At 66.7% G+C, this 23,011-nt stretch carries 24 protein-coding genes; 8 read left to right on the top strand and 16 right to left on the bottom strand.

The genetic code is table 11. The features are described 5' to 3' along the window. Both M8J71_RS19355 and M8J71_RS19350 read right to left on the bottom strand, forming a co-directional pair. The coding region (locus M8J71_RS19355; RefSeq protein WP_374114869.1) for a DUF222 domain-containing protein at nucleotides 1-754 on the bottom strand (754 nt) is incomplete at its 3' end. A 434-nt stretch (nucleotides 755-1,188) separates the two neighbouring features. After that, nucleotides 1,189-2,160, bottom strand: a complete 972-nt coding sequence (locus M8J71_RS19350; protein ID WP_256249425.1) for an NAD(P)-dependent alcohol dehydrogenase — start codon at nucleotides 2,158-2,160, stop codon at nucleotides 1,189-1,191. A gap of 264 nt (nucleotides 2,161-2,424) precedes the next feature. Between M8J71_RS19350 and M8J71_RS19345 the strand changes: the two genes are divergently transcribed. Further along, a complete protein-coding gene (locus M8J71_RS19345) occupies nucleotides 2,425-3,915 on the top strand; it encodes an amino acid permease (protein ID WP_256249424.1) in 1,491 nt (496 codons plus the stop codon). Nucleotides 3,916-4,002: 87 nt separating this feature from the next. Here the strand turns inward: M8J71_RS19345 and M8J71_RS19340 are convergent, their stop codons facing one another. Further along, nucleotides 4,003-4,866 carry an SDR family oxidoreductase gene (locus tag M8J71_RS19340; RefSeq protein ID WP_256249423.1) on the bottom strand — a complete coding sequence of 288 codons (864 nt, stop codon included), beginning with the start codon at nucleotides 4,864-4,866 and terminating at the stop codon, nucleotides 4,003-4,005. A gap of 97 nt (nucleotides 4,867-4,963) precedes the next feature. On the opposite strand from M8J71_RS19340, the gene M8J71_RS19335 reads away from it, so the two are divergent. Both M8J71_RS19335 and M8J71_RS19330 read left to right on the top strand, forming a co-directional pair. Beyond that, on the top strand, nucleotides 4,964-5,356 hold the full coding sequence (locus M8J71_RS19335; RefSeq protein ID WP_256249422.1) for a winged helix-turn-helix transcriptional regulator: 393 nt from the start codon (nucleotides 4,964-4,966) through the stop codon (nucleotides 5,354-5,356). Nucleotides 5,357-5,589: 233 nt separating this feature from the next. Next, entirely contained in the window at nucleotides 5,590-5,853 is a 264-nt protein-coding gene (locus tag M8J71_RS19330; RefSeq protein WP_163164844.1) for a hypothetical protein, read from the top strand. 82 nt (nucleotides 5,854-5,935) lie between these two features. Here M8J71_RS19330 and M8J71_RS19325 read toward each other — a convergent pair whose 3' ends face one another. Beyond that, a complete protein-coding gene (locus M8J71_RS19325) occupies nucleotides 5,936-6,685 on the bottom strand; it encodes a 3-hydroxybutyrate dehydrogenase (protein ID WP_256249421.1) in 750 nt (249 codons plus the stop codon). A gap of 94 nt (nucleotides 6,686-6,779) precedes the next feature. Here M8J71_RS19325 and M8J71_RS19320 point away from each other — a divergent pair, with 94 nt between their 5' ends. Beyond that, nucleotides 6,780-7,685: a LysR family transcriptional regulator gene (locus tag M8J71_RS19320; RefSeq protein ID WP_256249420.1), complete on the top strand. Its 906-nt coding sequence runs from the start codon at nucleotides 6,780-6,782 to the stop codon at nucleotides 7,683-7,685. 1 nt (nucleotide 7,686) lies between these two features. Here M8J71_RS19320 and M8J71_RS19315 read toward each other — a convergent pair whose 3' ends face one another. The 11 genes from M8J71_RS19315 to M8J71_RS19265 form a co-directional block, all read right to left on the bottom strand. Next, on the bottom strand, nucleotides 7,687-8,595 hold the full coding sequence (locus M8J71_RS19315) for a spermidine synthase (RefSeq protein ID WP_256249419.1): 909 nt from the start codon (nucleotides 8,593-8,595) through the stop codon (nucleotides 7,687-7,689). A gap of 61 nt (nucleotides 8,596-8,656) precedes the next feature. Continuing rightward, nucleotides 8,657-10,231 carry a D-glycero-beta-D-manno-heptose 1-phosphate adenylyltransferase gene (gene rfaE2, locus M8J71_RS19310; protein WP_256249418.1) on the bottom strand — a complete coding sequence of 525 codons (1,575 nt, stop codon included), beginning with the start codon at nucleotides 10,229-10,231 and terminating at the stop codon, nucleotides 8,657-8,659. Continuing rightward, a complete protein-coding gene (locus M8J71_RS19305) occupies nucleotides 10,228-11,688 on the bottom strand; it encodes an aldehyde dehydrogenase family protein (RefSeq protein ID WP_256249417.1) in 1,461 nt (486 codons plus the stop codon). The genes rfaE2 and M8J71_RS19305 overlap by 4 nt, the downstream gene beginning before the upstream one ends. 41 nt (nucleotides 11,689-11,729) lie before the next feature. Beyond that, nucleotides 11,730-12,431 carry an SDR family oxidoreductase gene (locus M8J71_RS19300; RefSeq protein ID WP_256249416.1) on the bottom strand — a complete coding sequence of 234 codons (702 nt, stop codon included), beginning with the start codon at nucleotides 12,429-12,431 and terminating at the stop codon, nucleotides 11,730-11,732. 71 nt (nucleotides 12,432-12,502) lie between these two features. Then, nucleotides 12,503-13,921, bottom strand: a complete 1,419-nt coding sequence (locus M8J71_RS19295; RefSeq protein ID WP_256249415.1) for a PfkB family carbohydrate kinase — start codon at nucleotides 13,919-13,921, stop codon at nucleotides 12,503-12,505. Beyond that, the gene (locus M8J71_RS19290; RefSeq protein ID WP_256249414.1) at nucleotides 13,918-14,646 is read right to left on the bottom strand and encodes a D-sedoheptulose-7-phosphate isomerase; all 729 of its coding nucleotides are present in this window, start codon (nucleotides 14,644-14,646) and stop codon (nucleotides 13,918-13,920) included. The genes M8J71_RS19295 and M8J71_RS19290 overlap by 4 nt, the downstream gene beginning before the upstream one ends. Beyond that, entirely contained in the window at nucleotides 14,643-15,896 is a 1,254-nt protein-coding gene (locus M8J71_RS19285) for a glycosyltransferase (protein WP_256249413.1), read from the bottom strand. The genes M8J71_RS19290 and M8J71_RS19285 overlap by 4 nt, the downstream gene beginning before the upstream one ends. After that, nucleotides 15,893-16,927 (bottom strand): glycosyltransferase, encoded by a 1,035-nt coding sequence (locus tag M8J71_RS19280; RefSeq protein ID WP_256249412.1) that lies wholly within the window; start codon nucleotides 16,925-16,927, stop codon nucleotides 15,893-15,895. The genes M8J71_RS19285 and M8J71_RS19280 overlap by 4 nt, the downstream gene beginning before the upstream one ends. Beyond that, nucleotides 16,924-18,012 carry a glycosyltransferase family 9 protein gene (locus tag M8J71_RS19275; RefSeq protein ID WP_256249411.1) on the bottom strand — a complete coding sequence of 363 codons (1,089 nt, stop codon included), beginning with the start codon at nucleotides 18,010-18,012 and terminating at the stop codon, nucleotides 16,924-16,926. Before M8J71_RS19275 ends, M8J71_RS19280 begins: the two co-directional genes overlap by 4 nt. After that, nucleotides 18,012-18,548 carry a D-glycero-alpha-D-manno-heptose-1,7-bisphosphate 7-phosphatase gene (locus M8J71_RS19270; RefSeq protein ID WP_256249410.1) on the bottom strand — a complete coding sequence of 179 codons (537 nt, stop codon included), beginning with the start codon at nucleotides 18,546-18,548 and terminating at the stop codon, nucleotides 18,012-18,014. The genes M8J71_RS19275 and M8J71_RS19270 overlap by 1 nt, the downstream gene beginning before the upstream one ends. 165 nt (nucleotides 18,549-18,713) lie before the next feature. Further along, nucleotides 18,714-19,643, bottom strand: coding sequence for a sigma-70 family RNA polymerase sigma factor (locus M8J71_RS19265; RefSeq protein WP_256249409.1), 930 nt, complete (start codon nucleotides 19,641-19,643; stop codon nucleotides 18,714-18,716). 146 nt (nucleotides 19,644-19,789) lie between these two features. Here M8J71_RS19265 and M8J71_RS19260 point away from each other — a divergent pair, with 146 nt between their 5' ends. Further along, nucleotides 19,790-20,845, top strand: a complete 1,056-nt coding sequence (locus tag M8J71_RS19260) for an NAD-dependent epimerase/dehydratase family protein (protein ID WP_256249408.1) — start codon at nucleotides 19,790-19,792, stop codon at nucleotides 20,843-20,845. Between the two features lie 44 nt (nucleotides 20,846-20,889). On the opposite strand, the gene M8J71_RS19255 is transcribed toward M8J71_RS19260, so the two are convergent. Further along, nucleotides 20,890-21,414, bottom strand: coding sequence for a hypothetical protein (locus M8J71_RS19255; protein WP_256249407.1), 525 nt, complete (start codon nucleotides 21,412-21,414; stop codon nucleotides 20,890-20,892). A gap of 192 nt (nucleotides 21,415-21,606) precedes the next feature. Between M8J71_RS19255 and M8J71_RS19250 the strand changes: the two genes are divergently transcribed. From M8J71_RS19250 to M8J71_RS19240, 3 genes are read left to right on the top strand one after another with little or no spacing between them, the layout of a single operon-like run. Further along, nucleotides 21,607-21,975 carry a hypothetical protein gene (locus M8J71_RS19250; protein WP_308292964.1) on the top strand — a complete coding sequence of 123 codons (369 nt, stop codon included), beginning with the start codon at nucleotides 21,607-21,609 and terminating at the stop codon, nucleotides 21,973-21,975. Nucleotide 21,976: 1 nt separating this feature from the next. Further along, nucleotides 21,977-22,336 carry a phage holin family protein gene (locus M8J71_RS19245; RefSeq protein WP_256249622.1) on the top strand — a complete coding sequence of 120 codons (360 nt, stop codon included), beginning with the start codon at nucleotides 21,977-21,979 and terminating at the stop codon, nucleotides 22,334-22,336. Then, the gene (locus M8J71_RS19240; protein ID WP_256249406.1) at nucleotides 22,333-23,007 is read left to right on the top strand and encodes a DUF3618 domain-containing protein; all 675 of its coding nucleotides are present in this window, start codon (nucleotides 22,333-22,335) and stop codon (nucleotides 23,005-23,007) included. The genes M8J71_RS19245 and M8J71_RS19240 overlap by 4 nt, the downstream gene beginning before the upstream one ends. Nucleotides 23,008-23,011 lie beyond the last annotated feature (4 nt).

Here is a 23,011-nt window from a genome sequence, read left to right as displayed (position 1 = left end):
ACGCCGGGATAGGTCCGGACCCGTCCAGCATCGCCGGTTCGTCGGTCAGGCCCAGCAGGGAGAACACGGGCACGGTGACCAGCACCTGTGCCCGGATCGAAGATCCCTGCCCGGGGCCGGTTTCCTCGCCGCCGCCACCGGCGCTGTGGGCACTGTTGGCCCCGCCGTTGCCAAAAATGTTTCCGGCGCCGTTGCTGGAACTGTTTCCGGCGCTGACGCCGGGCCCGGTGGTGAGGAGCCCCGAGGCGAAGTTGTCGGCCCGGAGCTGGGTCAGGGTGCGGGGTTCATCCGGTCCCTGCATCCCCCGGGAGAGGGTGGTGAGCCGGTCCCAGATCGCGGACGCCTGGCCCGCGGGCAGGCAGGCGGCGACCCAGCCCATCCCGTCGTTGTCCGGCCAGAACTCGACCCGCCGGTCCGCCACACTCTTGGCATGCCGCGTCTCCAGGCTCTCCGGATGATGACGTTCCCGCCAGGCCCGGGCCTTGGCCTTGAACCGGTACGCCGGCATCTCCCCGACCCTGGCGGCTGCGGCCGGTCTCGGCGTGCCCGGGTCCAGGACCGGGTCCAGGAAGTGCGCCTCCAACGCCGCGGCTCCGGCAGGGTCAAGGCTCGCGGTCTGGTCCACCATGGCCCGGGCGTGCGCCCAGGACATCGCCCCGGCATGCAGTGCCGCCAAGGTCCGGGGCAGGAACGTGGTCAGGGCATGGGAATCGGCGAGCAAGGCACCGGCGGCCCGGTCACCGATCGCCAGCACACACCCCACCTCGGCCACCAGGGAGTTTCGCTTCCGACCGCGCCACCGCGGCCAGAACATCCAAAGCCCCATCAGCAACCCGCTGCAACCGATCATCAAGCGCAACCGCGTACCCCGGATCAGCACCACCTAATGCAGCAGTATCGCCACCAGCGAGCACCGCCATAAACGCAGCGACAGCAGCCGCAACGGCCGCCTCCGCCTGCACCACTGCCGGGTTCGTATCCATACCCCCATCATGGCGAGGGGGTCTGACATTGTCGGACGGCAAAGCCAGGGACGGCAGCAGCTCAGGCGCAGACACAGAAAGCCTCCACCAACTCGCGTAATACCTCCGGACTTTCCATACCTTCATCATGGCGAGGGGGTACGACAGTCGCAGACGGCAAAGCCTGCGGCACGTCAGGCGTGAGCGCGGCAAGCTCGCCGTCCATTCAGACCGTGACTGCAACCTTGCCCCGCGCCCGCCCCTCGTGCAGATAGGTAATGGCGGCGGGAGCTTCAGCAAGGGGAAAGACCTTATCAACGGCCGGCTTCACGCTGCCGGCCTCGATCAGCGAGGTGAGGGCCTCGAGATCCAGGTACGTTTCCTTCGAAACCAGCCCCTTGAACTTCTGCCCCGAGAACAGAAATGCAAAGGGAGCCACAAGGGACCGTTCAAAGCCGCCGGTCAGCTTGCCACCCCCTTCGCCTCCCACGATCACCACCGTGCCCTTCGGCGCCAGAACCCGCCGCAGGACGGACAGCGGGCGGTTGCCGGCCGTGTCCAGGATGACGTCGTACAGGACCCCAGACCCTGCAATATCGGACTTGGTGTAATCGATGACTGCATCAGCGCCAAGGGACCGGACCAGCTCCACCTTGCCGGTACTGCACACTCCTGTGACTTCTGCTCCAAAAGCCTTGGCCAGTTGGACCGCAAAGGAGCCAACTCCCCCGCCGGCTCCGATGATAAGCACCCTTTGGCCCACGGTGACACCGCCGGCATCCCGGACAGCCTGAAGGGCGGTGACCGCGGAGATGGGCGCCACAGCCGCTTCCTCAAACGAGAGGTTCGTTGGCTTCCGGGCCACCTTGTCCTCCTTCGCGCAGACGTACTCCGCGAAGGATCCTTCGCAGGTTCCGTAGATCTCGTCACCGGCAGAGAAGCGGGTTACTCCGGCACCCACCGCTTCCACAACGCCCGCCACTTCCCGGCCCCGCACGGGAACCTGGGGCCTCTTCAAGCCGTAACCGAAGAGCCGGACCAGATACGGCAGCCCAGTCATCAGGTGCCACACGCCTTGGTCAACGCCTGCCGCCCTCACACGGATCAGTACCTCGCCCTCGCGGGGCACCGGCGCGGCGACATCCCGCAGCTCAAGTACGTCGGGCGATCCATAAACGTCCTGCACGATGGCTTTCATGGTCAATCTCCTTCAGGCTGCGGGTACTTGAACCCGTCCTCAAGCAGTTTCCGTCCAGCGTCATTCGCCGGACTCAACGGCGGGCCCCTCAAACTATGGAAAACCCACCATCGAGTCAAGGGTTGTACCGCGCCGAACCGGAAAAGCTGAAACAGCACGTCGTCTGAAATCAAAGACACCAACGCCCCGTGAGACTCATCACCTCGCTTCCGAAAGTGGTCTGCTGGTTAGCGGCTCCCCTCCCAAAGACGAGAAGGTATTTGTATGCAACCAGCACCCAGCCCTGCCCGGACCAAAAGTCCGGCCGGAAAACAGGCGCCCGCAGCCGCCGTCGGAAGCGTCCTCAACCGCGGACTGAACGTGCGCCACATCCGGTTCATGGCCCTGGGCTCCGCAATCGGCACAGGCCTTTTCTATGGTTCCGCCTCCGCAATCCAGAAAGCCGGACCAGCTGTCCTGCTGGCCTACATCATTGGCGGCGCGGCAGTGTTTATGGTGATGCGGGCCTTGGGCGAGATGGCCGTACGGCATCCCGTCTCCGGCTCCTTTGGCCAGTATGCGAGCCGCTACCTTGGTCCCCTGGCAGGCTTCGTCACCGGCTGGACCTACGTCTTCGAAATGGCCATCGTCGCCATCGCGGACGTTACAGCCTTCAGTATCTACATGGGCTTCTGGTTCCCCCAGGTGGAGCGCTGGGTCTGGATCCTGGCCATCATCTTCTTCCTCGCCGCATTGAACCTCCTCAGCGTCAAAGTCTTCGGCGAGCTGGAGTTCTGGTTCTCGCTGATCAAGGTGGTGGCCATCATCGCCATGATCGCCGGCGGCGCAGCCATTATCGCGTTCGGCTTCCAGGCCGGCGGCTCAACTGTTGCGCCGGGTCTTGGAAACCTTGTGGACCATGGCGGATTCTTCCCGTTCGGCTTCGAAGGCCTGCTGGCATCCTTCGCGGTGGTGATGTTCGCCTTTGGCGGTATCGAGACGCTGGGCATCACGGCCGGTGAGGCCGCCAACCCGAAGAAGGTCATCCCCAAGGCAGTCAATACCGTCCCGGTGCGCGTCCTGTTGTTCTACGTCTTGACCCTGGGTGTGCTCATGAGCCTCTTCCCGTGGAATGAAATCGGCAGCAACGGCAGCCCCTTCGTGCAGATCTTCAGCGGGCTTGGCATCCCGGCAGCGCCGCACATCCTGAACGCCGTGGTGATCACGGCGGCCCTCTCCGCCATCAACAGCGACATCTTCGGCGCGGGCCGCATCCTCTTCGGACTCTCCCGGCAAGGCCACGCTCCCGCCGCCTTCGGCAAGGTATCCCGGCACGGCGTGCCCTGGATGACCGTAGTGATGATGGCCGGGATCCTCCTTGTCGGAGTCATCCTGAACGCCGTAATTCCCGAGAACGTCTTCATCCTCATCGCCTCGATCGCCACGTTTGCCACTGTCTGGGTGTGGGTCATGATCCTGGCCTCCCACGTGGCCATGAAGCGGGAAATCGCGCGTACCGGCCTGCCGGCGTCGGAATTCCCGTCGCCTTTGTGGCCCGCGGCGTCCCTGCTCACTATTGCCTTCATGGCGCTGGTGATCGCCGTGCTGGGCGCATTCGAGGACACCAGGATCGCGCTCTACGTTGGCGGGGCCTGGCTGGCGCTTCTAGTCCTTGCCTACCGTCTGTGGGTCAAGGGAGACGGACGACGACGTGCCGACCTCGTGGACGAGACCTCGCCCCTGCCGGTGGTCACCGCAGTCCCCGGCAGCAAGTAATAGTCCCCGGAGGGAGGACGGGGCCCCCAGGGCTGACCCGCTGCTGCGGGTCAGCCCTGGAACACAGCGGTCGAACGGACAGTTCTGCTACGCAGTGGCAGCGGCCGAACGAACCGCCTCTGCCAACGAAGTGGCCGGGCGCCCAATCAGCTTTCGCAGGTCGCCCGAGCTCACCAGGAGGTCACCGCGGGCGATGCCCAGATCGGAGTCGGCGAGGATTTCCGCGAACGCCTCGGGAACTCCGAAGCCGGTCAACATTCCGGCGTATTCCTGCGGCGGGAGGTCCTGGTAGGAAACGTGCGTGCCGGCCGCGGCGCTGATCTCGGCCGCAAGGTCAGCCATGGTGAACGGTTCATCGCCGCCCAGCTCGTAGATCCTGCCGGCCTGGTTGCCGGCAACCAGCACTGCAGCAGCCGCGTGGGCATAGTCTGCGCGGGAAGCTGCGCTGACACGCCCCTCTCCCGCGCTGCCTGCGATGGCGCCCTGCGCGAGGGTGCCGGGCAGCTGGTCGGTGTAGTTCTCGAGGTACCAGCCATTGCGCAGCAGGACGAACGGAACGCCGGATTCCTGCAGGATGGCCTCCGTTGCCTGGTGCTCGGCTGCCAGCTTCATCCCGGTGGTATCCGCGTTCGCGATGCTGGTGTACGCCACCAGCTCAACACCCTCAGCCTTCGCCGCCTCAATGACGGTCCGGTGCTGCTCCACCCGCTGCCCAACCTCGCTGCCCGAGATAAGGAGCACCTTGCGGGCGCCCTTCAAGGCCTCCGCCACGGAGGCTGCATCGGCGTAGTCCATTGTCCTGACCTGGACGCCGCGTTCGGCAAGGTCTGCGATCTTTTCGACGGAACGGCCCGCGGCCACGATCTCCCCGGCGGGAACGTTCCGCTCCAGCAGGGCCTTGACGACGTGGCGGCCCAGTTGTCCGGTTGCTCCGGTGATAACGATGGTCATGATTTTCCTTCCATTCGGGGTCTGTCACGGAGCACAACCACGCCCTTCCCTGATTACTTCCCGAAAGAGAGTACGCACTTTCAGGTAAGGTACTTACATGAAAGTTAGTGCCCAGACTTTTACTAAATCCGCAGCACCCCTTCCGGCTGCCCTTGCCGACGGCGTTTTCCCGGCCGGCTGCCCCAGCCGCACCGTTCTGGACCACATCACCAGCAAATGGGGTGTACTGATCCTGCTGGCACTGTCCGAAGGCGAGCAGCGCTGGAGCGACTTGCGGCGGCGGGCAGAGGGCATCAGCGAGAAAATGCTGGCCCAAACCCTCAAGACCCTGGAGCGTGATGGGCTTGTCACGCGCACGGCCCAGCCCGTCATTCCGCCGCGGGTGGACTACAGCCTGACCGGGCGCGGCTATGAGCTGAGCGCGCTGCTCGTTCCCTTGGTGGCGTGGGCTTTCGAAAACGCTGACGACATCATCAAAGGGCAGCCTTGACCGAATAACGGGAGCAACCCGAAGGGTTCACCCGGCACTCCTCAGGTAGTCAACCGGAGCGAGTATGGGGGCCTCAGAAAAGCGAGTACATGTTACTGGTGTGACTGATGTGAATAGCGCATAGCTTAGGCGTAAGGTGCCAGCCGGAATGGGAGGGCCGTCCTCCGCTGGGAGCGTTCCGGATTACCTGCACCGCCAATGAGCGGCTTGCCGCCCGCAAGGAGTTGGTACGCATGGTCAAACCTCTTGTCCAGGACCTGTCCAGCATGGGACAGCCGGTAACCTTGGCCTCCGCCGCGGCGCAAACCTGGAGCCGCGTCGTGAAGCCCTTCGCCCCACGGTCCCCTTACAGGATCGGTGACGCAGTAGTGGCAGACGACCCCTTCAAGGGCCGCCGTGAGGGAGTGGTGGTGTTCCTGCAGGGCTTGTCCGCGGGCGTGGACACCGCCGAGGGCGTCTTCTTCTACGACCACCGGCAGCTCAAAAAGTTGGATTGAGTTTTTGTCCAGATGTGCAGGCTTCAGCGCTGGCCCTCAGCCTGCATATCTGGACAAAAACTCCGTGCCTCCTCGGGCGGAACTACCGCGCCGACCAGCCGCCGTCCATGGTGTAGCTGGCACCGGTCACCATGCCGGCGTGGTCCGAGGCCAGCCAGGCCACCAGCGAAGCGACTTCCTCAGGCTCCACCAGCCGCTTGATGGCCGACTCGGTGAGCATGACCTTGGCCAGCACCTCGGACTCCGGAATGCCGTGCACCTGGGCCTGGTCCGCGAGCTGCTTCTCCACCAGGGGCGTGCGCACATATCCCGGGTTGATGCAGTTGGAGGTCACCCCGTGGTCCCCGCCTTCGAGCGCTGTGACCTTGCTTAGCCCTTCCAGGCCGTGCTTTGCCGAAACATAGGCACTCTTGAACGGTGAGGCCCGGATGCCGTGCACGGAGGACAGGTTGATGATCCGGCCGAACCCGCTGGTGTACATGTGCGGCAGGGCAGCCCGGATCAGCAGGAACGGAGCCTCCAGCATCAGGGCGATGATCCGGCGGAACTCCACCGGGTCGAATTCCTCAATGGGACTGATGCGCTGGATTCCGGCGTTGTTCACCAGGATGTCGCAGTCCAGGCTCAGGGTGGCGAGCGAGTCAACGTCCAGCAGGTCAACGGCCCAGGAGGTGCCGCCCACCTCGTCGGCGAGCTCGGCGGCGCCGGCGGCGTCGACGTCGGCCACCACCACTTTCGCTCCACGGGCGGCCAGTTCCCGGACGCAGGCGGCGCCGATGCCGCTTGCACCGCCGGTGACCAATGCCTTGCGGCCATTCAAAGTGTTTTCCATAGCAATCCCCTCGGGTGTTTCCCACTGAGTATTACTGCACAGACATGCACCTTCAATGACTAATCAAGCACCAAGTGCATGCAGAATTGCAGATATGAAAGCCAACCCCGATGACTTGCTGGTACTGCTCGCGGTTTCCCGCTCCGCTAAGTACACGACGGCGGCCCAGGCCTTGGGGCTGAACCACACCACCGTCTCGCGCCGGATAGCAGCCCTTGAAAAGGCGCTCGGCGGCCGGGTCCTGGCGCGTGCCACCGGAGGGTGGGAACTGACTGACCTCGGAGCCCGGGCCGTGCAGGTCGCCGAACAGGTGGAAGCGGTAGTGGGCACGCTGGGAGCGGCCGGAAAGGCACCCGACCCGATTACCGGCGTCGTCCGGATGACGGCGACAGATGGCTTCAGCGCCTATATCGCCGCCCCTGCCGTCGCCCGGCTGCGCCGCGATCATCCGGGGCTGAGCGTTGAGGTGGTGACCATGACCCGGCGGGCGCTGCAGCAGCGCTCCGGACTGGACATTGAAGTGGTGGTGGGCGAACCGCAGGTGCACCGGGCCGAGGCGGTGCGGCTGGGTGACTACATGCTGGGCATGTATGCCTCGCGCGCCTACCTGGAGGAGCACGGCACGCCCGCCACCGTGGCCGAACTCAACGACCACCCGCTGGTCTACTTCGTTGATTCCATGCTGCAGGTGGATGACCTTGACGCGCCCCGCCGCCTGGTCCCCGGGATGCGCGACGGCCTCACCTCCACCAACGTCTTTGTCCACGTGGAAGCAACCCGCGCCGGCGCCGGCATCGGTTTCCTGCCCTGCTTCATGGGCGACCTCCACGATGACCTGGTCCGCCTGCTGCCCTCAGAGATCGCCGAACTGCTGCCGTACTGGATGGTGCTCCGGCCGGACTCGCTGCGGCGGCCTGCGGTGGCGGCGGTAGTGCACGCGCTGCGGGAACAGATGGCGGAGCACCGGGAGAAGCTGCTGGGCCGGGGTTCCGGTGATTGAGCTAATTACCGGGCGGGTCGTGCCTCACAGGTGATCCGGCCGCAAAGGCCCGCACCTGGGTGTCGTCCCACAGGTGCGCCGGAACGGCGCCGCCCAGGAGCCGGCGCGCAAGTTGGGGGTCGTCAGCGAACGGGGTATCGCTGCCGGCCATGACCATGTTTCCGTAGCGGCGCCCCTTCAGCATGGCCGGGTCGGCGATGATCATGGTGTGCTTGAAGGCAGCCGCGATGGTGGCGGCGTCCTGCCTGGCGTTCCTCAGGTCCGGCGCGTCCCCGGAGTTCACCACGTACAGCCCGCCGGGCGCGAGGACCCGCCTGACGTGCCGGGTGAACTCGGCCGTGGTCAGCGGGCGCGGGGTCAGGGCACCGGCGAAAACGTCCCGGATGATGAAGTCCCGTGTCTCGGCAGTCAGGGTCTCGGTGACCTCGCGGGCCTCCCCCACCCGCAGGCGAAGCAGCGGCGCCTTGGGCAGGTCGAACCAGCCGCGGACGTACTCGGCCAGCTTGCCGTCCAGCTCCACCACCACCTGCCGGGCGTCCGGATAGACAGCGTGGAAGTAGCGGGCCAGGGAGCAGGCGCCGCCGCCCAGATGCAGGCCGCGGAGCTTCGGCTTGGTTTCCGACGTTCCCGACGGCGGCCAGCGCGACTCGATCAGCGCCGCCATCCAGCGCATGTACTCGAAGTCCAGGAACAGCGGGTCGGCGAGGTCGATGTGGGAACTCATCACGCCGTTGATCTTCAGGAGCCAGCCAGTGGAGTTGTCCTGGTCCGCGATCAGCTCGCAGTCCCCGGTGTCAATGTAATAGACGCCTTCAACTGGTCCACTGGGCCGTGCTCCAGCGGGAACCTCCACCACTCCTGCCACCGGGCGCATGCCGTTCCGGCCACCAGACCTGCCGCGTTTTGCCATTACCCGTGCCGCGCTTCAGTCATACTGCAACCCTAATTGGTGCATCCCGGTGCTCCGCACCTCAGCTGCCAGGCACAGCCCCTTCGCCCTCCCGGATCCGCTTGACCACGGCAGTGGTGGACCGTTCTGCCACGTAGTCCAGGATGGCCACCCGGCCGCCGTACTCCTCTACTGCCGGCGTCTCGGCGAGCATTTCCGGGGTGTAGTCCCCGCCCTTGGCATAAACCTCGGGCCGGAGCTGCGTGATGAGCGGGGCCGCGGTGGGAGTGTCAAAGACGGTTACGTAATCCACGCAGCTCAGTGCCGCCACCACCGCGGCCCGGTCCGCCACGCCGTTGATGGGGCGGCCGGCTCCCTTAAGCTTGCGGACCGAGTCGTCGCTGTTAAGCGCCACCACCAGCACGTCCCCCAGCTGTTTCGCCTGGTTGAGGTAGCGGGTGTGGCCGCTGTGCAGCACATCGAAGCAGCCGTTGGTCAGCACGATCCGCTGGCCCTGGGCCCGGTGCAGCTCCAGTTGCCGCTGCAGCTCGTCCGCACCCAGGGCAGTATCGGCGAAGGCCTTGAGGTACCGGCTGAGCTGGCCTGTACTGCAAACGGACGTGCCCGGCTGGTGCACCACCACGTCCGCGGCCGACTGCGCCAGGTCCAGGCTCGCCGTCAACGGCAGCCCGGCAGCGCGCGCCAGGGTCAGCGCCGCCACGAAGGTGTCACCTGCACCGGAGGCCTGCTTTTCCGCGGCCGGGCGGGCCCACGTTCGGTGCGTCACGCCGTCGGGCCTTAGCAGGACGGTGCCGTCGCGGTCCAGGGTGACCACCACGGCTCCGGCGCCCGTGGCTTCCAGCAGCGCATCGGCGTGTTTGCTTACCTCGGCCACCCTGTCCTGCCCGTCGGGAAGCCGCAGGTCCAGCATGCGCGCGGTTTCCTGCGCGTTCGGGGTTACCAGGTCCGGGCGGAGCGGCGCCCAGGGCCGGGGGTCGTGCGAATCGACCACCAGCAACGGACGGTCTTCGCCAGCAGCCGGGCCGGCGAGGGCATCCACCAGGCTCGCCCGGACCGGATCCGCCAGCACCCCGTTGCCGTAATCGCAGACCAGCACGGCGTCCTGCTGGTCGACGGCGGCACGCACGGAAGCAGCCAGTGTGGCCAGCGCCTCGGCCGGCACCGCCTTGGCGGAGTCGTCGATGCGAAGCATCACCTGCCCGCCGCTGCTGATGCGGATCTTGGTGGTGGTCACCATGTCGGGGTGGCTGTGCAGGTGGCTGACATCGATGCCTGCATCCACCAGCTGGCTGCGCAGGTCTATGCCGGCGTCGTCGGTTCCGATGATGCCTGCCACGGAGACCCGGGCACCTAGGGCTGCCAGGTTCATGGCGGTATTGGCGGCTCCGCCGGGAACGGACTCCCGGGTTTGCACGTCCACCACCGGGGCAGGGGCTTCCCGGCACAGCCGTTCGATGCTGCCGCTCCACCAGCCGTCCAGCATCAGGTCGCCGATTACCAGGATTGCCGGCTCTTCCGCGGCCAGTCGCCCTGGCAACCATTCGGAGAGCGCCCGCTGGCTGGAAAGGTCCACGTCGGCAGGCTCAACCGGGAGGTCGGCGGTTTCGGCGGGCAGGTTCTCTGGTGACAGGCTCATGACTCGTCCTGCTGTTCAGCCGCGGATTCCGCATCCGCCGCCGGGTCAGGGGCTGCGGCCGGCGGCGCGGCAATGTGCACCACTTTGACCCGGGTGAACTCGTCCAGGAGTTCCGGGCCGTAACCGAAGCCCGCGCCGCTTTCGCCGCGCGGCTGGGCAGCACCGCCGGGGGCGCCGCCGAACACTTCGTTGATCTTCACCGTTCCCACCGGGAGGGCAGCGACTGCCCGCTGGATGTGGGCGATGTTGTTGCTGAGGACGGTGGCAGCCAGGCCGTACCTGCCGCTGCATGCCAGGCGGAGCCCGTCGTCGAACGATTTCACCACCTGCACGGGGGCAACCGGTCCAAAAGTTTCCTCCGTCATGACCTGCATCCGGTCCGTGCATTCAAGCAGCACGGTGGCGGGGTAGAAGGAGCCCGGGCCGTCAAGGAGGGCACCGCCTTCGACGGCATGCGCACCCTGCCTCAGGGCGTCAGTGACCTGCGCGTGGACCTCATCCCGCATCCTTCGATCCACCAGCGGGGCCACTGACCCGTTGCCGTTACGCACAGCCGCTTCGGTTTCCAAGGCTGCACAGAACTCTGCGGCGATGTCCTCATGGACGTAAATCCGCTCAACGGCTACGCAGATCTGGCCGCTGTTGCTGAAGGCACCAATCGCCGCCTGCCCGGCCGCCCATAGCGGGTCAACGTCCCGGTCCACCAGCAGCGGATCATTTCCGCCGTTCTCCCGGATGACGTGGGCACCCGTCAGCGCTCCGGCCCTGGCGATCCGGGCGCCGGCCGCACTGGAGCCCACGTGCGCGATGACGTCCACACCGGACTGGGCCAGAAGTGCACCAACGCCGGCGCCGCCCGAAATCGTCTGGAAAACGCCGGGCGGAAAGGCTGGCGCCAGGACTTCGCCCAGGGCCTCACCCAGCCGCGGGCACCGCTCGCTTGGTTTGTGCACCACGGTGTTGCCGGTGGCCAGCGCGGCGCCGATCAGGCCGCATGCCACCGCAACAGGATCGTTCCACGGGGTCAGCAGGACGGCCACGCCGCGGGGCTCGGCCACGGTGTAATCGGAGGCGAGCCGGTTGCCCCGCAGACTGTGGCCTCGGTGGACGGGCCCCAGCTCCGCGTACTGTTCCAGCGTGGAAACCCCGGCGCCGATGCCAGCGAGCGATTCCTCCACCGGCCGCCCCGTTTCACTGGCGTTGAGTTCCGCGAGCTCCCGGGCCGCTGCAGCGAGCGCTTTTGCCGCAGCACGCAGTGCCCCACCCCGCTCGGCCGGCGCAGTGGAAGCCCAGTCAGCAGCAGCACTCCGGGCCACCTCTACCGCCTGGGATACTGCTTCCGGTTCGGCCTCCGGCACAGTCCAAAGGACGTCACCGGTTCGTGGATTCCGGATGGTGATGCCGTTGCTGTCGGCGGCTTCCGGGCGTGCAGTCGTTTCTGTGGCAATGGTGGGCATGAGATTCCTCCCGTCGGTTCCGGCCTGGTGGTATGTGCGGTTTAGGGCCAGGAGCCCTCTTCCTCGTGGCAGATCAGCATTTCGCGGACCTCGCACCCGGTGGGCTGGGACAGCGCGAAGAGGATGGCCTGGGCCACGTTGTTGGGGTCGTTGAGCCGCGAATCGTCCTGGGGCTTGTACTGCTCTGTGCGGTCGTCGAAGAAGCGCGTCTTCATGCCGCCGGGAATCATGGTGGTCACGCCGATTTCCCCGCCGGTCTCGGCAGCCAGCGCGTGGCTGAATCCCACTACACCGAACTTGGATGCGCAGTACGCCGTTGCGTCGGCCACGGCGCGCTTGCCCAGGGTGGAAGCGACAGTCACCACCCGGCCGTGGGAGGACTTCAGGTACGGCAGCGCTGCGCGCACCACGGATACGGTGCCCATCAGGTTCACGCCGATGACCTTCTCCCACTCCGGGGCCTCGACGTCGGCGAGCTTGCCGCAGCGGTCGATGCCGGCGGCCGTGACCACTGCCTCAAGTCCACCGAGGGATTCCGCGGCTTCGCGTACGGCGGCCTCCACTGCCTGCCGGTCCGAGACGTCCACTTCGAAGGCCTTCACGGCGGACACGTTGCTGATATCGCGGTCCAGGACCACCGGAGTGCCGCCCGCCTTCAGGACGGCGTCGACGACCGCGGCCCCCAGTCCGGAGGCACCTCCGGTGACGAGCACGCGGCCGGGTGTGTTTGATTCTGCAGTCATGGTGTTCCTTTCAACGGGGAATACAAAACTTGGGTTGGGCGGGCATGACCAGGCGGTTAGCCCACCCGGGTTCAGCTGACCTTTGCGAGGGCGTCGGCCAGGCCGGTGGTGGAACGGGCCGGGTGGTACGGCACGGTGAGGCAACGGCCGCCCCAGCTCTCCACCAGGCTGGCCTCGGGCAGGCTGGCACCCTTGTAGTCGCCGCCTTTGACCCAGATGTCGGGGCGAAGGCGTTCGAGGGCGGCCTCCGGTGTGTCTTCGTCGAAGACCATCACGGCGTCCACGCACTCCATGGCCAGGAGCAGTTCGGCCCTGTCATGCTGACCGATGATGGGACGCTCCGGACCCTTCAGCCGCCGTACGGAATCGTCCGAGTTCAGGCAGACGATCAAACAGTCCCCCAGCTTGCGGGCGGCGGCCAAAGACCGGACGTGCCCGGCGTGCAGCAGGTCGAAGCAGCCGCCGGTGGCCACTACCTTGCCGCCGTTTTCCCGCACGGCGCGGGCCAGCAGCAGGGGGTCATTGACCCGCGGCTTTGGCTGCACGGGCTCCCCGCCGCTATCAGGAAGGGCGGACACCCCGCCGTTGGCGAGGAAATCTGCGGCGTCATGGACGGCAAGTTCCGCGGCTTCGGCAAGGTCCCGGCCGGCCAGAAGGTGCACGGCGAGGCTCGCTGCGAGCCGGTCGCCGGCACCGCAGGGATCGCCGGCTTCCACCCGGGGCGCGGGAACAGGCTGGGGGCTCTGGTCACGCCGGCACAGGACGGCGCCCTGTTCACCCTTGGTGACCAGGACAGCGCGGCTGCCCCATTCCTTGAGCAGAACCGCGCCGGCTTCGACGGCCGGATCGCCCGCAGCAGTGTTCCCGCCGTCCCTAGACGCGCCATGCTGCGGGGCGCGGTTTTCTTTCCGGCCGCGTGACTGCACGGCTTTCCGGGCCTCGGACAGGTTGGGCGTAACGACGGCGACTCCCGGCACCGGGTCCGGCCCGGCAGGATGCGGGTCCCACACGATGGGCACGTGACCGGCGAGCCTGGCAAGGAGCTCGCGGAGTTGCGGGTTGGCCGCCAGTCCCCGGCCGTAGTCGGCAACGATGATCACGCCCGCCTTCTCCACCTCGCGGAGCATGGCAGGGCTGACATCGGGGACAGGAGCCTTCTCGCAGCCCTGGTCGAACCGGACCACCGGATGCGATCCGGCCCGCACGCGGGTCTTGACGGGCGAGGCATGGCCACTCGCCCCTGCCACGAGCCGCACTCCTGCGAGATGCGCCTGAAGCTGCCGGCCGGCGTCGTCATCGCCCAGGACCGTCACCAGCGTGACGGGCCAGTTGTCCCCGGCAAGCATCCGGGCCACCAGCCCTGCTCCGCCGGCACGGCGCTTGACACCGGAAACGTCCACCACCGGTACGGGTGCGTCCGGGCTCAGCCGCGTGGCCTCGCCGGACAGGTCCACGTCCAGCATCACGTCACCGACCACAACGATCCTCATGCCCTGCCACCCCCCTTCTGCAAGGCCAGGTTTTGCAGGCATACACCATCCGTTGAGCTGTGCCGTGCTACTTCCAGGTCGAAGGCGCGGCAGATCGCGTGGAGGGCGATCAAATGGCCCTCCTGCGCATTGGCGTTGAGGGCATCAATCATGACGGCCTGGTCGCAGGCGTCAGCCAACGGATTGGGTCCGGCTCCCGTGAGTGCCCACGTGGTCACGTTCAGGCGGGACGCAACCTCGGCGGCCCGCAGCAGGTTGGGGCTCTTGCCGCTGGTGGACAGCAGTATCAGCACGTCCCCGGACCGGCCATGCGCCCGCACCTGGCGGGCGAAGACGTCGTCGTAGCCGTAATCGTTGGCGATGGCGGTCACCGCTGATGACTCCGCGTGCAGGGAAATGGCGGAAAACGGAACCCGCTCGCCGTCGAACCTGCCCACCAGCTCCGCGGTGAGGTGCTGGGCCTCCGCTGCTGAACCGCCGTTGCCGGCGGCAAGCAGCCGCTGGCCGCGGAGCAGGCGCTGGGCCAGCTCCACACCCCAGGCCGCGAGCCGGCCGGACTGGCTCCGCAGCGATTCCAGCGCCGGTACCACGTTATCCAGGTGGATACGGACCGCATCTGCACTGGCCGCGTCCACAAAGGTGGCACCGGGCAGCACTGCGGGCAAGGCGGCAGGCGTGGCCAAAGTTTGCAGGTCAGCCTCCCGCAGGGACGATTCCGGAGTCACAGTGCCGCTCCTTCCATCGGGACGATACCGGCGGCAGCACCGGCCACCGCCAGCTGATAAGCCTTTTCGGTTTCGGCCGCCACCCGGTCCCAGGAATACCGGGTGCGGGCACGCTTCTTCCCCGCACTGCCAAGCTCCGCCCGCAGGATGGGGTCCTCGAGCAGCAGGGCGAGCGCCGATGCGATGGCTTCGGGGTCCCGCGGGGGCACGTGCAGGCCTGTCCCGTGGTCCACCACAGTGTCCCGCAGGCCACCCACGGCCGCAGCGACAACGGGGACACCGCAGGCCATTGCCTCCAGCGGGACGATGCCGAACGGTTCGTACCAGGGTGCGCACACCACGGCGTCGGCGCTGCGGAAGATCCCGGGCATCTCGGCGCGGGACACCTGGCCCTGAAGGCTCACCTGGTCCGCGACGCCCAACTCCGCTGCCAGGTCCATCAGGCGCCGCACTTCGGGGTCGGAATGGAGTGCGCCGGAGTCTGCGCCGCCCCCCACAATCAGGAGTTCGACGTCCTCAAAACCCGCCCCGCGCAGGTAGGGGAGCGCCCGGATCACCAGGTCCACGCCTTTGCGCGGCACCAGGCGGCCTACGGAGAGGATGCGGTGGGTGCGCTTCCGGGCGGCGACGGGACCCTCCGCGGAAAAGAAGCCGAGGTCCACGCCGCAGGGGGCGATGGAGATCTTCCCCGTGGTGATTCCCATGGCCTTGAGCTCGAAGACCTCATCGGAGCAGGTGGCGACGATCCGGTCCACGGAGCGCCCGACGCCGGGCTCCAGCCAGCGCCGCTCCAGGGGGCTGGTGTCCTCAGCGCCCTGGTGCCGCCGCTTGACGGTGCCCAGTGCGTGGAAGGTCTGGATGACGGGCACCCGGTAGCCCTGGTCCGGCCGCCGGGCGGCGTCCAGGGCGGCGACGCCGGACATCCAGAAGTGCCCGTGGACCACGTCGGGCGGCCGGTGGCCCCAGTCCCGGGCCACGCCGTCGGCAAGTTCACCCATGTAAGGCAGCAGTTCGTCCTTGGGAACATGGCGCGCCGGGCCGGCGTCCACATGGACCACCTCCAGGCCGCGCCCCACGCGGACCCTCGCCGGAAGCTCCGTTGCATCCCGGCGCGTGTAGACGGTGACGTGGTGGCCACGCTTGGCAAGGGCTTCGGACAGCGCAGCAACGTGCACGTTCTGCCCGCCGGCGTCCACCCCGCCCAATGCCGCCAGCGGACTGGCGTGCTCGGAAATCATGGAGATTTTCATGGGGTCTTCCTCTCTCCCGCCGGAACAAGGATCTTCCTGTCCAGGCGTTCGTTATCGGAGTGCCGGAGCCGGCCGCCCAGGTCCGCGAGGAGCTCATCCCAGCGGTCCTGGAACCTGCCCAGGCTGTAGCGTTCCAGTGCCGCCTCCCGGGCGGCAACGCCCCGCCGTCGGGCTTCATCCGGATTGTTGACCAGCCGCCGCGCACAGCGGAGCAGCTCATCGATATCGGCGGAAACGGCGCCGGCCTCCGGCGGCACCGCCCGCGGCGCTTCGGTGGTTGCCAGTGCGACCACCGGCATCCCCAGGTGCATGGCTTCGAGCAGGGACAGGCCCAGGGAGGTCCAGCGCATGGGATGCACATAGACGCGGCAGCGGGCCAGTTCCCGGTGCAGTTCCCGGGTCTGGAGGTCGCCGCGCGCTGTCAGCCGGGACTCCTCGATCCCGGCGGCGGCGGCCAGGCCGTCGGTTTTCATGCCGAAGACCTGAAGCGGCGCTACGGAGGCGAAGGCGGGCAGCAGGTCCGTCCCAGTGACGCGCCCCCGGCGGATGGGCTCGTTCACCACCACGCCCAGCTCCGGCAGCTCCCCTGTATAAAGCTGCCCCGGGTCCGGGATTCCGTGTTCGATCACCAGGCTGCGGGCTGACCCGTTGTCCCAGGCCAGCCTATTGAAATGGGTGACATGCACCAGGGGGATGCTGTGCTGGTCCGCGAGCGGATGCCGTGTGAAGGGGAAATCGCCCTTGGGGGTGTTGTGCTCAAGGTACACAGCGGGCAGGTCAACGCCGGGCCGCCGGCCCAGCAGACGGGCAACTTCGTCAATTTCCTCGGGGCGTTGAAGAACGACGGCGTCAACGGCGTCGGCGTCCAGCGCCGCCAGGTCCACCTCCCGCACGGACGCCGGCCAGTCCCTGCCGGCACGGCCAAGCCCCCAGGCACCACCTTCCGGCAGGACGGGAAGGAGGTACTCATGACGGCCGCGGACAAACGCGTCCGTCCAGGAACCGTGGACATGCCAGAGCAGGATTCTCATCTGTTGCGGGCCTTTCTACGGGTACTGACGTGGGTACTGAAGGAGCTGACTCCGCCGATCAGGCGTTCTACGGCCGCCACCACTTCCTCGGGTGAAACGGAGTCAAGGCAGGGGTGGCCGGGGACGGGGCAGACACGGGCCCGGGTCATCCGGCAGGCGGCGTTCTGGTCGCCGAGCAGCTCAAGTGATACTCCGTACGGCGCCCACCGGATGGCCGGCACTACCGGCGAAAAGAGGCACGCAACGGGCGTGCCCACTGCTGCCGCGAGGTGGGCGGGACCGGTGTTGCCGGTGACTACGGCGTCGGCCCCCGCCATGACTCCCGCGAGGGTGTGGAGGTCCGTCTGCCCGCCAAGGTCCAGTGCCGATGGCCCGGCGACGGTGGCAGTCAACGAAGTTTCGCCGGGACCGCCGGTCACCACGACGCGGTGGCCCGCGCCCTGGAGAAGTTCGACGGCGGCTGCGTGGTGCAGCGGCGGCCATGCCCTGGCGGGGACGGCGGCCCCCGGGTGGACCACCACGTAGGGTTCCTCACCCACCAGTCCGCGGACGTTGGGGACGGACGCGAGGCGGAGTTTTCCGTCGTCGCCTGCCGGGAGCCGGAATCCTCCCGCCTCCGCGATGCCCAGCGCGCGTTCCGCCTCGGGCTGGTCCTCCGGGAAGTCTTCGCCCGGCTTGAGCCGGACATCAAGCAACGAGCCGGCGTAGTCGGTGGAGGCACCGGTGATTCGTTCAACACCGGCCAGCCGGAGGAGCAGGGCGAGCGGCAGGGGTGACTGGTGGAAGGAGGTGAGGATGACCGCTTCGGTGATCCTGGAATTCCGAACGTACTCGATGAGCCTGTCCGCGTGCGGGCCGGTCATCTTCGGCGCAGGGTTCATGATCCAGGGGCTGTCCCAGCTGTAGACCTCCGCTGCGCCCGGCAACATGCCCGCCGCTGCCTCGCCCTGCCTGCCGCAGAGCATCACCACGTGGTTTGGCCGGCTGCCGTCCGGGATCCGTCCGTTCGCCACGGCCCGCACGGCGGGTCCTGCCAGGAGAACGTCGCCCATGCTGTCCAGGCGTGCCACCAGGACGCGGCCCATCAGGGCCGCTCCGACAGCAGCGAGACGGCCTCGGCCAGGTTCCGGGCCACGAGCTGGGCCTCGGCCACTTCCTCGGCCCGGGTCACCGGCGTTGGTACCAGGACCCCGGTTGCTCCGGCGGCTTCGGCGGCAAGGACGTCAGCACCGATGTCGCCGATCAGCGCCGCCTCCGATTCCTGGATGCCCAACTTGCGGCAGGCGCTCTGCACCATCCCCGGCGCAGGCTTGCGGCACTCGCAGCCGTCCTGTTCCGAGTGCGGACACACCTCCCACACGTCAAAGGGGCCCAGGAGTTCTTCTACCCGGGCGTTGACGTCCGCCACGTTGGCGGCGGTAATCAGGCCGCGGGCGATTCCCGACTGATTGCTGATGACTCCGGTTGCTATCCCATCGGCACGAAGTGCATCCAGGACCGCCTTGGCACCGGGCATTGGGGTGACCAGGCTGGGGTCGCCGTTGTAGGGCACGTCGACCACCAGGGTCCCGTCCCGGTCGAACAGGACAGCGCGGAGCTTGGAGGATACGGAGCTTCCCATATCCTCCCTGTTCCCCACTGCTGCTGCTCCTAAACAGGGGCTGCGGCTTTTCTCGTCTTTCCGTCCGTGCTGGGCCAGGGGTTTGAACAGGCAAGATACTGCTGCTGATGCTGCGACCAGCCCGTCAGGAGCCTTCTCCCCGCGCCTCAGGACGGCTTTGCAGGGCTACCTGCTCCGGGCCCGCGGGCCGCTTCGGCGGGCAGAATTCTTGCTGGACGCTCCGGTGCCGGCAGCACGGCGGGCGGGGCCCACAGAAGCGGTGGACCCGGTGGGGCGCTCCTGCTCCTCGCGGCCGCCGTCTCCCTGGGAACTGTTCAAAAGCCTGCGCTGGAGTTCAACGAGGACCCGTGCCAGCCGGCGCGAAACCTGCATCTGCGACATCCCCAGCCGCTTCCCCAACTGAACCTGGGTCTCCTCACAGAAATAGCGGCGGTAAAGCAATTCCCTGTCCGCGGCGTCCAGGTCCTGCATGGCCTCCCGCAGGCAGGCTAGGTCCTCAAGCCGTTCCAGGGGCGTTTCAGGGCAAGCGAGCAAATCGCCAATCGAGGGAGCGTCACTGTGGACGTTCGCCGCGTCCAGGGAGTCCGGATGCATGCTGCTGGACGCCGAGATGGCTTCCTGCACCTCGGCAGCATCCGCTCCCAGCTCCGTGGCCAGCTCGGCCACGCTGGGATTCCTGCCCAGGGACTGCACGAGCTCGGGCTCCACCCGGAACATCCTGGTGCGAAGGTCCTGGATGTGGCGGGGCGGCCGGACCACCCACGTGCGGTCTCGCAGGTATCGCTTTAACTCGCCTGCGATGGTTGGAGCGGCGTAGGCGGGAAAGCTCTCCCCCTTGGTCTGGTCGAAGCCGCGGGCGGCCTTGACGAGGCCGAGGTACGCCACCTGGTTCAGGTCGGCGCGTTCCCGGCCCCTGGCTTCGAAGCGGGCAGCCAGGGCTTCGGCAAGGTCCAGATAGCTCAGGACAAGGTCATTTTCGAAGGTTTCCCGCAACCGGCCCGCCTTGGCAGCGGAGCGGTTGCCCTTCGAAGGTTCCGGGCACGGCTCAAGGACAGGCGTAACGTCCACGGCAAGCGCGGCGAAAGATTCGGGCATTGTCGTTGGTTCCCTCGGTCTGGTTCCGAAAGCCTGCGGCAAGACTTAGCCATAGGAAATCATAAGGTTGCTTATAAAACAATCCTTCGCGGCATTAGGCTCGGCATGTAAGACGAACGCACACCCCCGGCCAAGGAGTCTTTGTCATGCGCATCGCCGTTATCGGAGCCAGCGGAAACGCAGGAACAGCACTGCTGCGGAACCTGCAGGGCCAGCTGTCCAGGAAGCCGGAAAGCCTGCACCTGACGGGAATCAGCAGGCGTCTCCCGGACACGTCCCGGGCGCCTTATGCGGGCGTGGAGTGGCACACGTTGGACGTGGGGCTTGAAGGCGACCGCCCAAAGCTGGAATCGGCTTTGGCAGGAGTGGATTCCGTGGTTCATCTGGCGTGGCAGGTCCAACCGAACCGGGACCTGGACCAGCTGTATCGGACCAATGTCACTGGAACAGCAAATGTGCTGGAGGCCGCGGGGAAGGCCGGAGTTAAACAGGTTGTCTGTGCTTCATCAATCGGCGCCTACAGCAAAGCCCCCAAGGACCGGCGCTCGGATGAGTCCTGGCCTGCGCAGGGTATGGCGGGCTCGCATTACAGCCGGCACAAGGCGGCGCAGGAAAAGCTGCTGGACGAGTTTGCGGCAGCTGAGCCAGGCATAGCCGTCGCAAGGCTTCGCCCCGGGCTCATCTTTCAGCGGGACGCCGGGAGTGAGATCGGCAGGTATTTCCTTGGACCCCTGATTTCCCGGCTCCTGCCAGGAAGGCCCTGGCTTCCGCTGCTGCCCGCTCCGGACAACCTGATTTTCCAGGCAGTCCACGCGGACGACGTGGCGGAAGCCTACTGGCGGGTCATCGACCAGCGGGCTTCCGGGCCATTTAATATTGCAGCGGAGCCGGTACTCACACCCCAGGAACTTGCCCGGATTGTGCGGGCCCAAAGAATCCTCCCCATACCCATGGGCCTGCTCCACAAGGCCGTGGGCCTCGCCTGGCGGCTCCGGCTGATACCGACCGACTCCGGCTGGGTTGAGATGGCGGCGGGGGTACCAGTAATGGACACCGGCCGGGCCCGCCGGATCCTGGGCTGGGAAGCGAAGACTTCATCAGTAGAGGCAGTTCTTGACGTGCTGAACGGCATAGGAAAGGGGGAAGGAATTGCTCCCTCCCCCCTCCTGAAACCGAGGCACGGCACCGCACCTAAAAGCTAGGTGCAGTCCCCGCACCTGGACTCGGTGCCGCCCTGCCTAACGGCCTAGATGCCCGAGCGCGGATTGTCGCGATCCACGTGCGAGCCGCCCTGGCCAGGATTGGCACCATCGTTGCGGCGGTCCTCGCGGGCGCCGTCACGGGCGCCTCCCGCCCCGCGGGCAGTGTCAGCAGCATCGCGGGCCGCATTGGGGTGGCTGGTGGCACCGCGGTTGGCGTCGCGGTCCCTCTTGACATCGGGGTCAAGCTCGTCGGCTTTCCGCGTCCGTTCACCCACGTCCTCGCGGAGCGACTTGGCCTCGGTGGCCTGCTGATCCGCCTGCTGGCTCAACCGTGCTGCTTCAACCTGCGCCTGCTCCGCGTCCGCCCTGGCGCGGGCCGCCTTTGCTTCCCGTTCCCGGGCGTCGAGTTCCCTGTTCTCGGCATCACGGCGGATCTCCGCGGCCTTCTCGCGGTTCGCGTTGTCCCGCTTTTGCTGAATCGCCTTCCGGCGCCGTCCTGTTGCGAGCAGCAGCAGCACAATCAGCACCACCACAACTACGGCAATTACCACCCAAACCCACGGAGCCATTTCCAAATTACCCACCACTTCCACTTCGATGTGACCGGGCCGGCGGAGGCCATTCCGGCTGACTTTTTGGAACCGTTAATAACTCGCTTAGCAAGCGTACTTACCTTTTATTAGTAATCATGCTTATTATTTTAGGGCCAGTATCGCTGGTTCTTGATCAACAACCGGCCTTCTTGGAAAGAGAGAGCGAAGATGACAGAGAACCAATGGCCCGAGGATCCCGCCTACACGGCTCCGCCGGCCTCTACAGGAATTCCGGGCGAGCGAAGCGCGAGCACTTTCCCGTCCGCCGCCACCCCCCAATATGGTGAGGCTCCAATCGGTGACGCCTCCGGGTCGTCCCGCAAGGACGCAGCAAAGGAAGAAGCAGCTGACGTAGCCCGGACCGCGAAGGGCTCCGCGCAGAATGTGGCCCAGACGGCGAAGGAAGAAGCCGCCCACGTCGCTTCCGAGGCGAAGTCCAGCGCGCAGGACCTGCTGTCCCAGGCAAAATCAGGGCTTTCCAGCCAGGCCGGCACCCAGCAGCAGAAGGCGGAAGGCGGACAACGCGTCGTTGGGTGAGTTGCTGGGTGATGTGACCCGGGATCTGTCCACCCTGATGCGCCAGGAACTCGAGCTCGCCAAGGCCGAAGCCAAGCAGTCCGCCACCAAGGCAGGCAAAGGCGGCGGCATGCTCGCCGGAGCCGGCGTCGCCGGGCACTTCGTCCTGCTGTTCCTTTCCCTGGCACTGATGTTCGCCCTGGGCGCCCTGATGCCGCTGGGCTGGGCCGCCGTGATCGTCGCCGTGATCTGGGGCATCATCGCCGCGGTCCTGGCCTCGATCGGCCGCAAGGAACTCAAACAAATCAAGGGCATCCCGCAGACCAGCGAAACACTCTCTGAAATTCCCCCAACCCTAAAACCAGGTGAGGTAAACCGATGAGCGATAACCCGGACGCAATCCGCCAAGACATAGAAGCCACCCGCGCACGCCTGGGCACCAACGTGGACGCGGTCGCCGACAAAGTCACCCCCTCCAACATCGTCCACCGCCAGACTGACAAAGTCACAGAATCGGTGAAGGACGCCGTAACAGGGGTCAAGGAGAAAATCATGGGAGCAGCAGACTCAACCACCACCCGGGTCCAGGACAAGGTCCACTCCGGCACCAGCCACACCGGGGACGCCCTGCACAGCACCGGCGAATCCCTGCACGGCGCCAAGGACACCGCCGCCGCCAAACTCTCTGACGCCGGCACCGCACTCTCCCACACCCCGGACCAGGTCAAAGCCAAAACCCAGGGCAACCCCCTGGCCGCCGGCCTGATCGCCTTCGGCGCCGGAATGCTCGTCTCGTCCCTGATCCCGGCCAGCCAAAAGGAACGCGAAGCAGCCCAGCAGCTCAAAACCGCCGCCGAGCCCCTCGCCACCCAGGTCACCGACGCAGCCAAGGACATGGTCCAGGACCTGAAGGAACCAGCCCAGGAAGCCATGGACAACGTCAAAGCCACCGCCACCGACGCCGCCCAGAACGTCAAAGCCGAAGGCCAAGGCGCCGTCACCGACGTCAAAGACCGCGCCACCGACGCCAAAACCAACGTCCAAAACACCTGAAGCC

This window comes from Pseudarthrobacter sp. R1 (assembly GCF_024494415.1).
Lineage (GTDB): Bacteria > Actinomycetota > Actinomycetes > Actinomycetales > Micrococcaceae > Arthrobacter.
Note: the sequence above shows the minus strand (reverse complement) of the source record. Positions and strands in the feature narration are given on the sequence as shown.

Coding starts and splice junctions, on each gene's coding strand:
- M8J71_RS19350 (WP_256249425.1), bottom strand. CDS start 2,160: ATGAAAGCCATCGTGCAGGACGTTTATGGATCGCCCGACGTACTTGAG.
- M8J71_RS19345 (WP_256249424.1), top strand. CDS start 2,425: ATGCAACCAGCACCCAGCCCTGCCCGGACCAAAAGTCCGGCCGGAAAA.
- M8J71_RS19340 (WP_256249423.1), bottom strand. CDS start 4,866: ATGACCATCGTTATCACCGGAGCAACCGGACAACTGGGCCGCCACGTC.
- M8J71_RS19335 (WP_256249422.1), top strand. CDS start 4,964: ATGAAAGTTAGTGCCCAGACTTTTACTAAATCCGCAGCACCCCTTCCG.
- M8J71_RS19330 (WP_163164844.1), top strand. CDS start 5,590: ATGGTCAAACCTCTTGTCCAGGACCTGTCCAGCATGGGACAGCCGGTA.
- M8J71_RS19325 (WP_256249421.1), bottom strand. CDS start 6,685: ATGGAAAACACTTTGAATGGCCGCAAGGCATTGGTCACCGGCGGTGCA.
- M8J71_RS19320 (WP_256249420.1), top strand. CDS start 6,780: ATGAAAGCCAACCCCGATGACTTGCTGGTACTGCTCGCGGTTTCCCGC.
- M8J71_RS19315 (WP_256249419.1), bottom strand. CDS start 8,595: ATGGCAAAACGCGGCAGGTCTGGTGGCCGGAACGGCATGCGCCCGGTG.
- rfaE2 (WP_256249418.1), bottom strand. CDS start 10,231: ATGAGCCTGTCACCAGAGAACCTGCCCGCCGAAACCGCCGACCTCCCG.
- M8J71_RS19305 (WP_256249417.1), bottom strand. CDS start 11,688: ATGCCCACCATTGCCACAGAAACGACTGCACGCCCGGAAGCCGCCGAC.
- M8J71_RS19300 (WP_256249416.1), bottom strand. CDS start 12,431: ATGACTGCAGAATCAAACACACCCGGCCGCGTGCTCGTCACCGGAGGT.
- M8J71_RS19295 (WP_256249415.1), bottom strand. CDS start 13,921: ATGAGGATCGTTGTGGTCGGTGACGTGATGCTGGACGTGGACCTGTCC.
- M8J71_RS19285 (WP_256249413.1), bottom strand. CDS start 15,896: ATGAAAATCTCCATGATTTCCGAGCACGCCAGTCCGCTGGCGGCATTG.
- M8J71_RS19280 (WP_256249412.1), bottom strand. CDS start 16,927: ATGAGAATCCTGCTCTGGCATGTCCACGGTTCCTGGACGGACGCGTTT.
- M8J71_RS19275 (WP_256249411.1), bottom strand. CDS start 18,012: ATGGGCCGCGTCCTGGTGGCACGCCTGGACAGCATGGGCGACGTTCTC.
- M8J71_RS19270 (WP_256249410.1), bottom strand. CDS start 18,548: ATGGGAAGCTCCGTATCCTCCAAGCTCCGCGCTGTCCTGTTCGACCGG.
- M8J71_RS19265 (WP_256249409.1), bottom strand. CDS start 19,643: ATGCCCGAATCTTTCGCCGCGCTTGCCGTGGACGTTACGCCTGTCCTT.
- M8J71_RS19260 (WP_256249408.1), top strand. CDS start 19,790: ATGCGCATCGCCGTTATCGGAGCCAGCGGAAACGCAGGAACAGCACTG.
- M8J71_RS19255 (WP_256249407.1), bottom strand. CDS start 21,414: ATGGCTCCGTGGGTTTGGGTGGTAATTGCCGTAGTTGTGGTGGTGCTG.
- M8J71_RS19250 (WP_308292964.1), top strand. CDS start 21,607: ATGACAGAGAACCAATGGCCCGAGGATCCCGCCTACACGGCTCCGCCG.
- M8J71_RS19240 (WP_256249406.1), top strand. CDS start 22,333: ATGAGCGATAACCCGGACGCAATCCGCCAAGACATAGAAGCCACCCGC.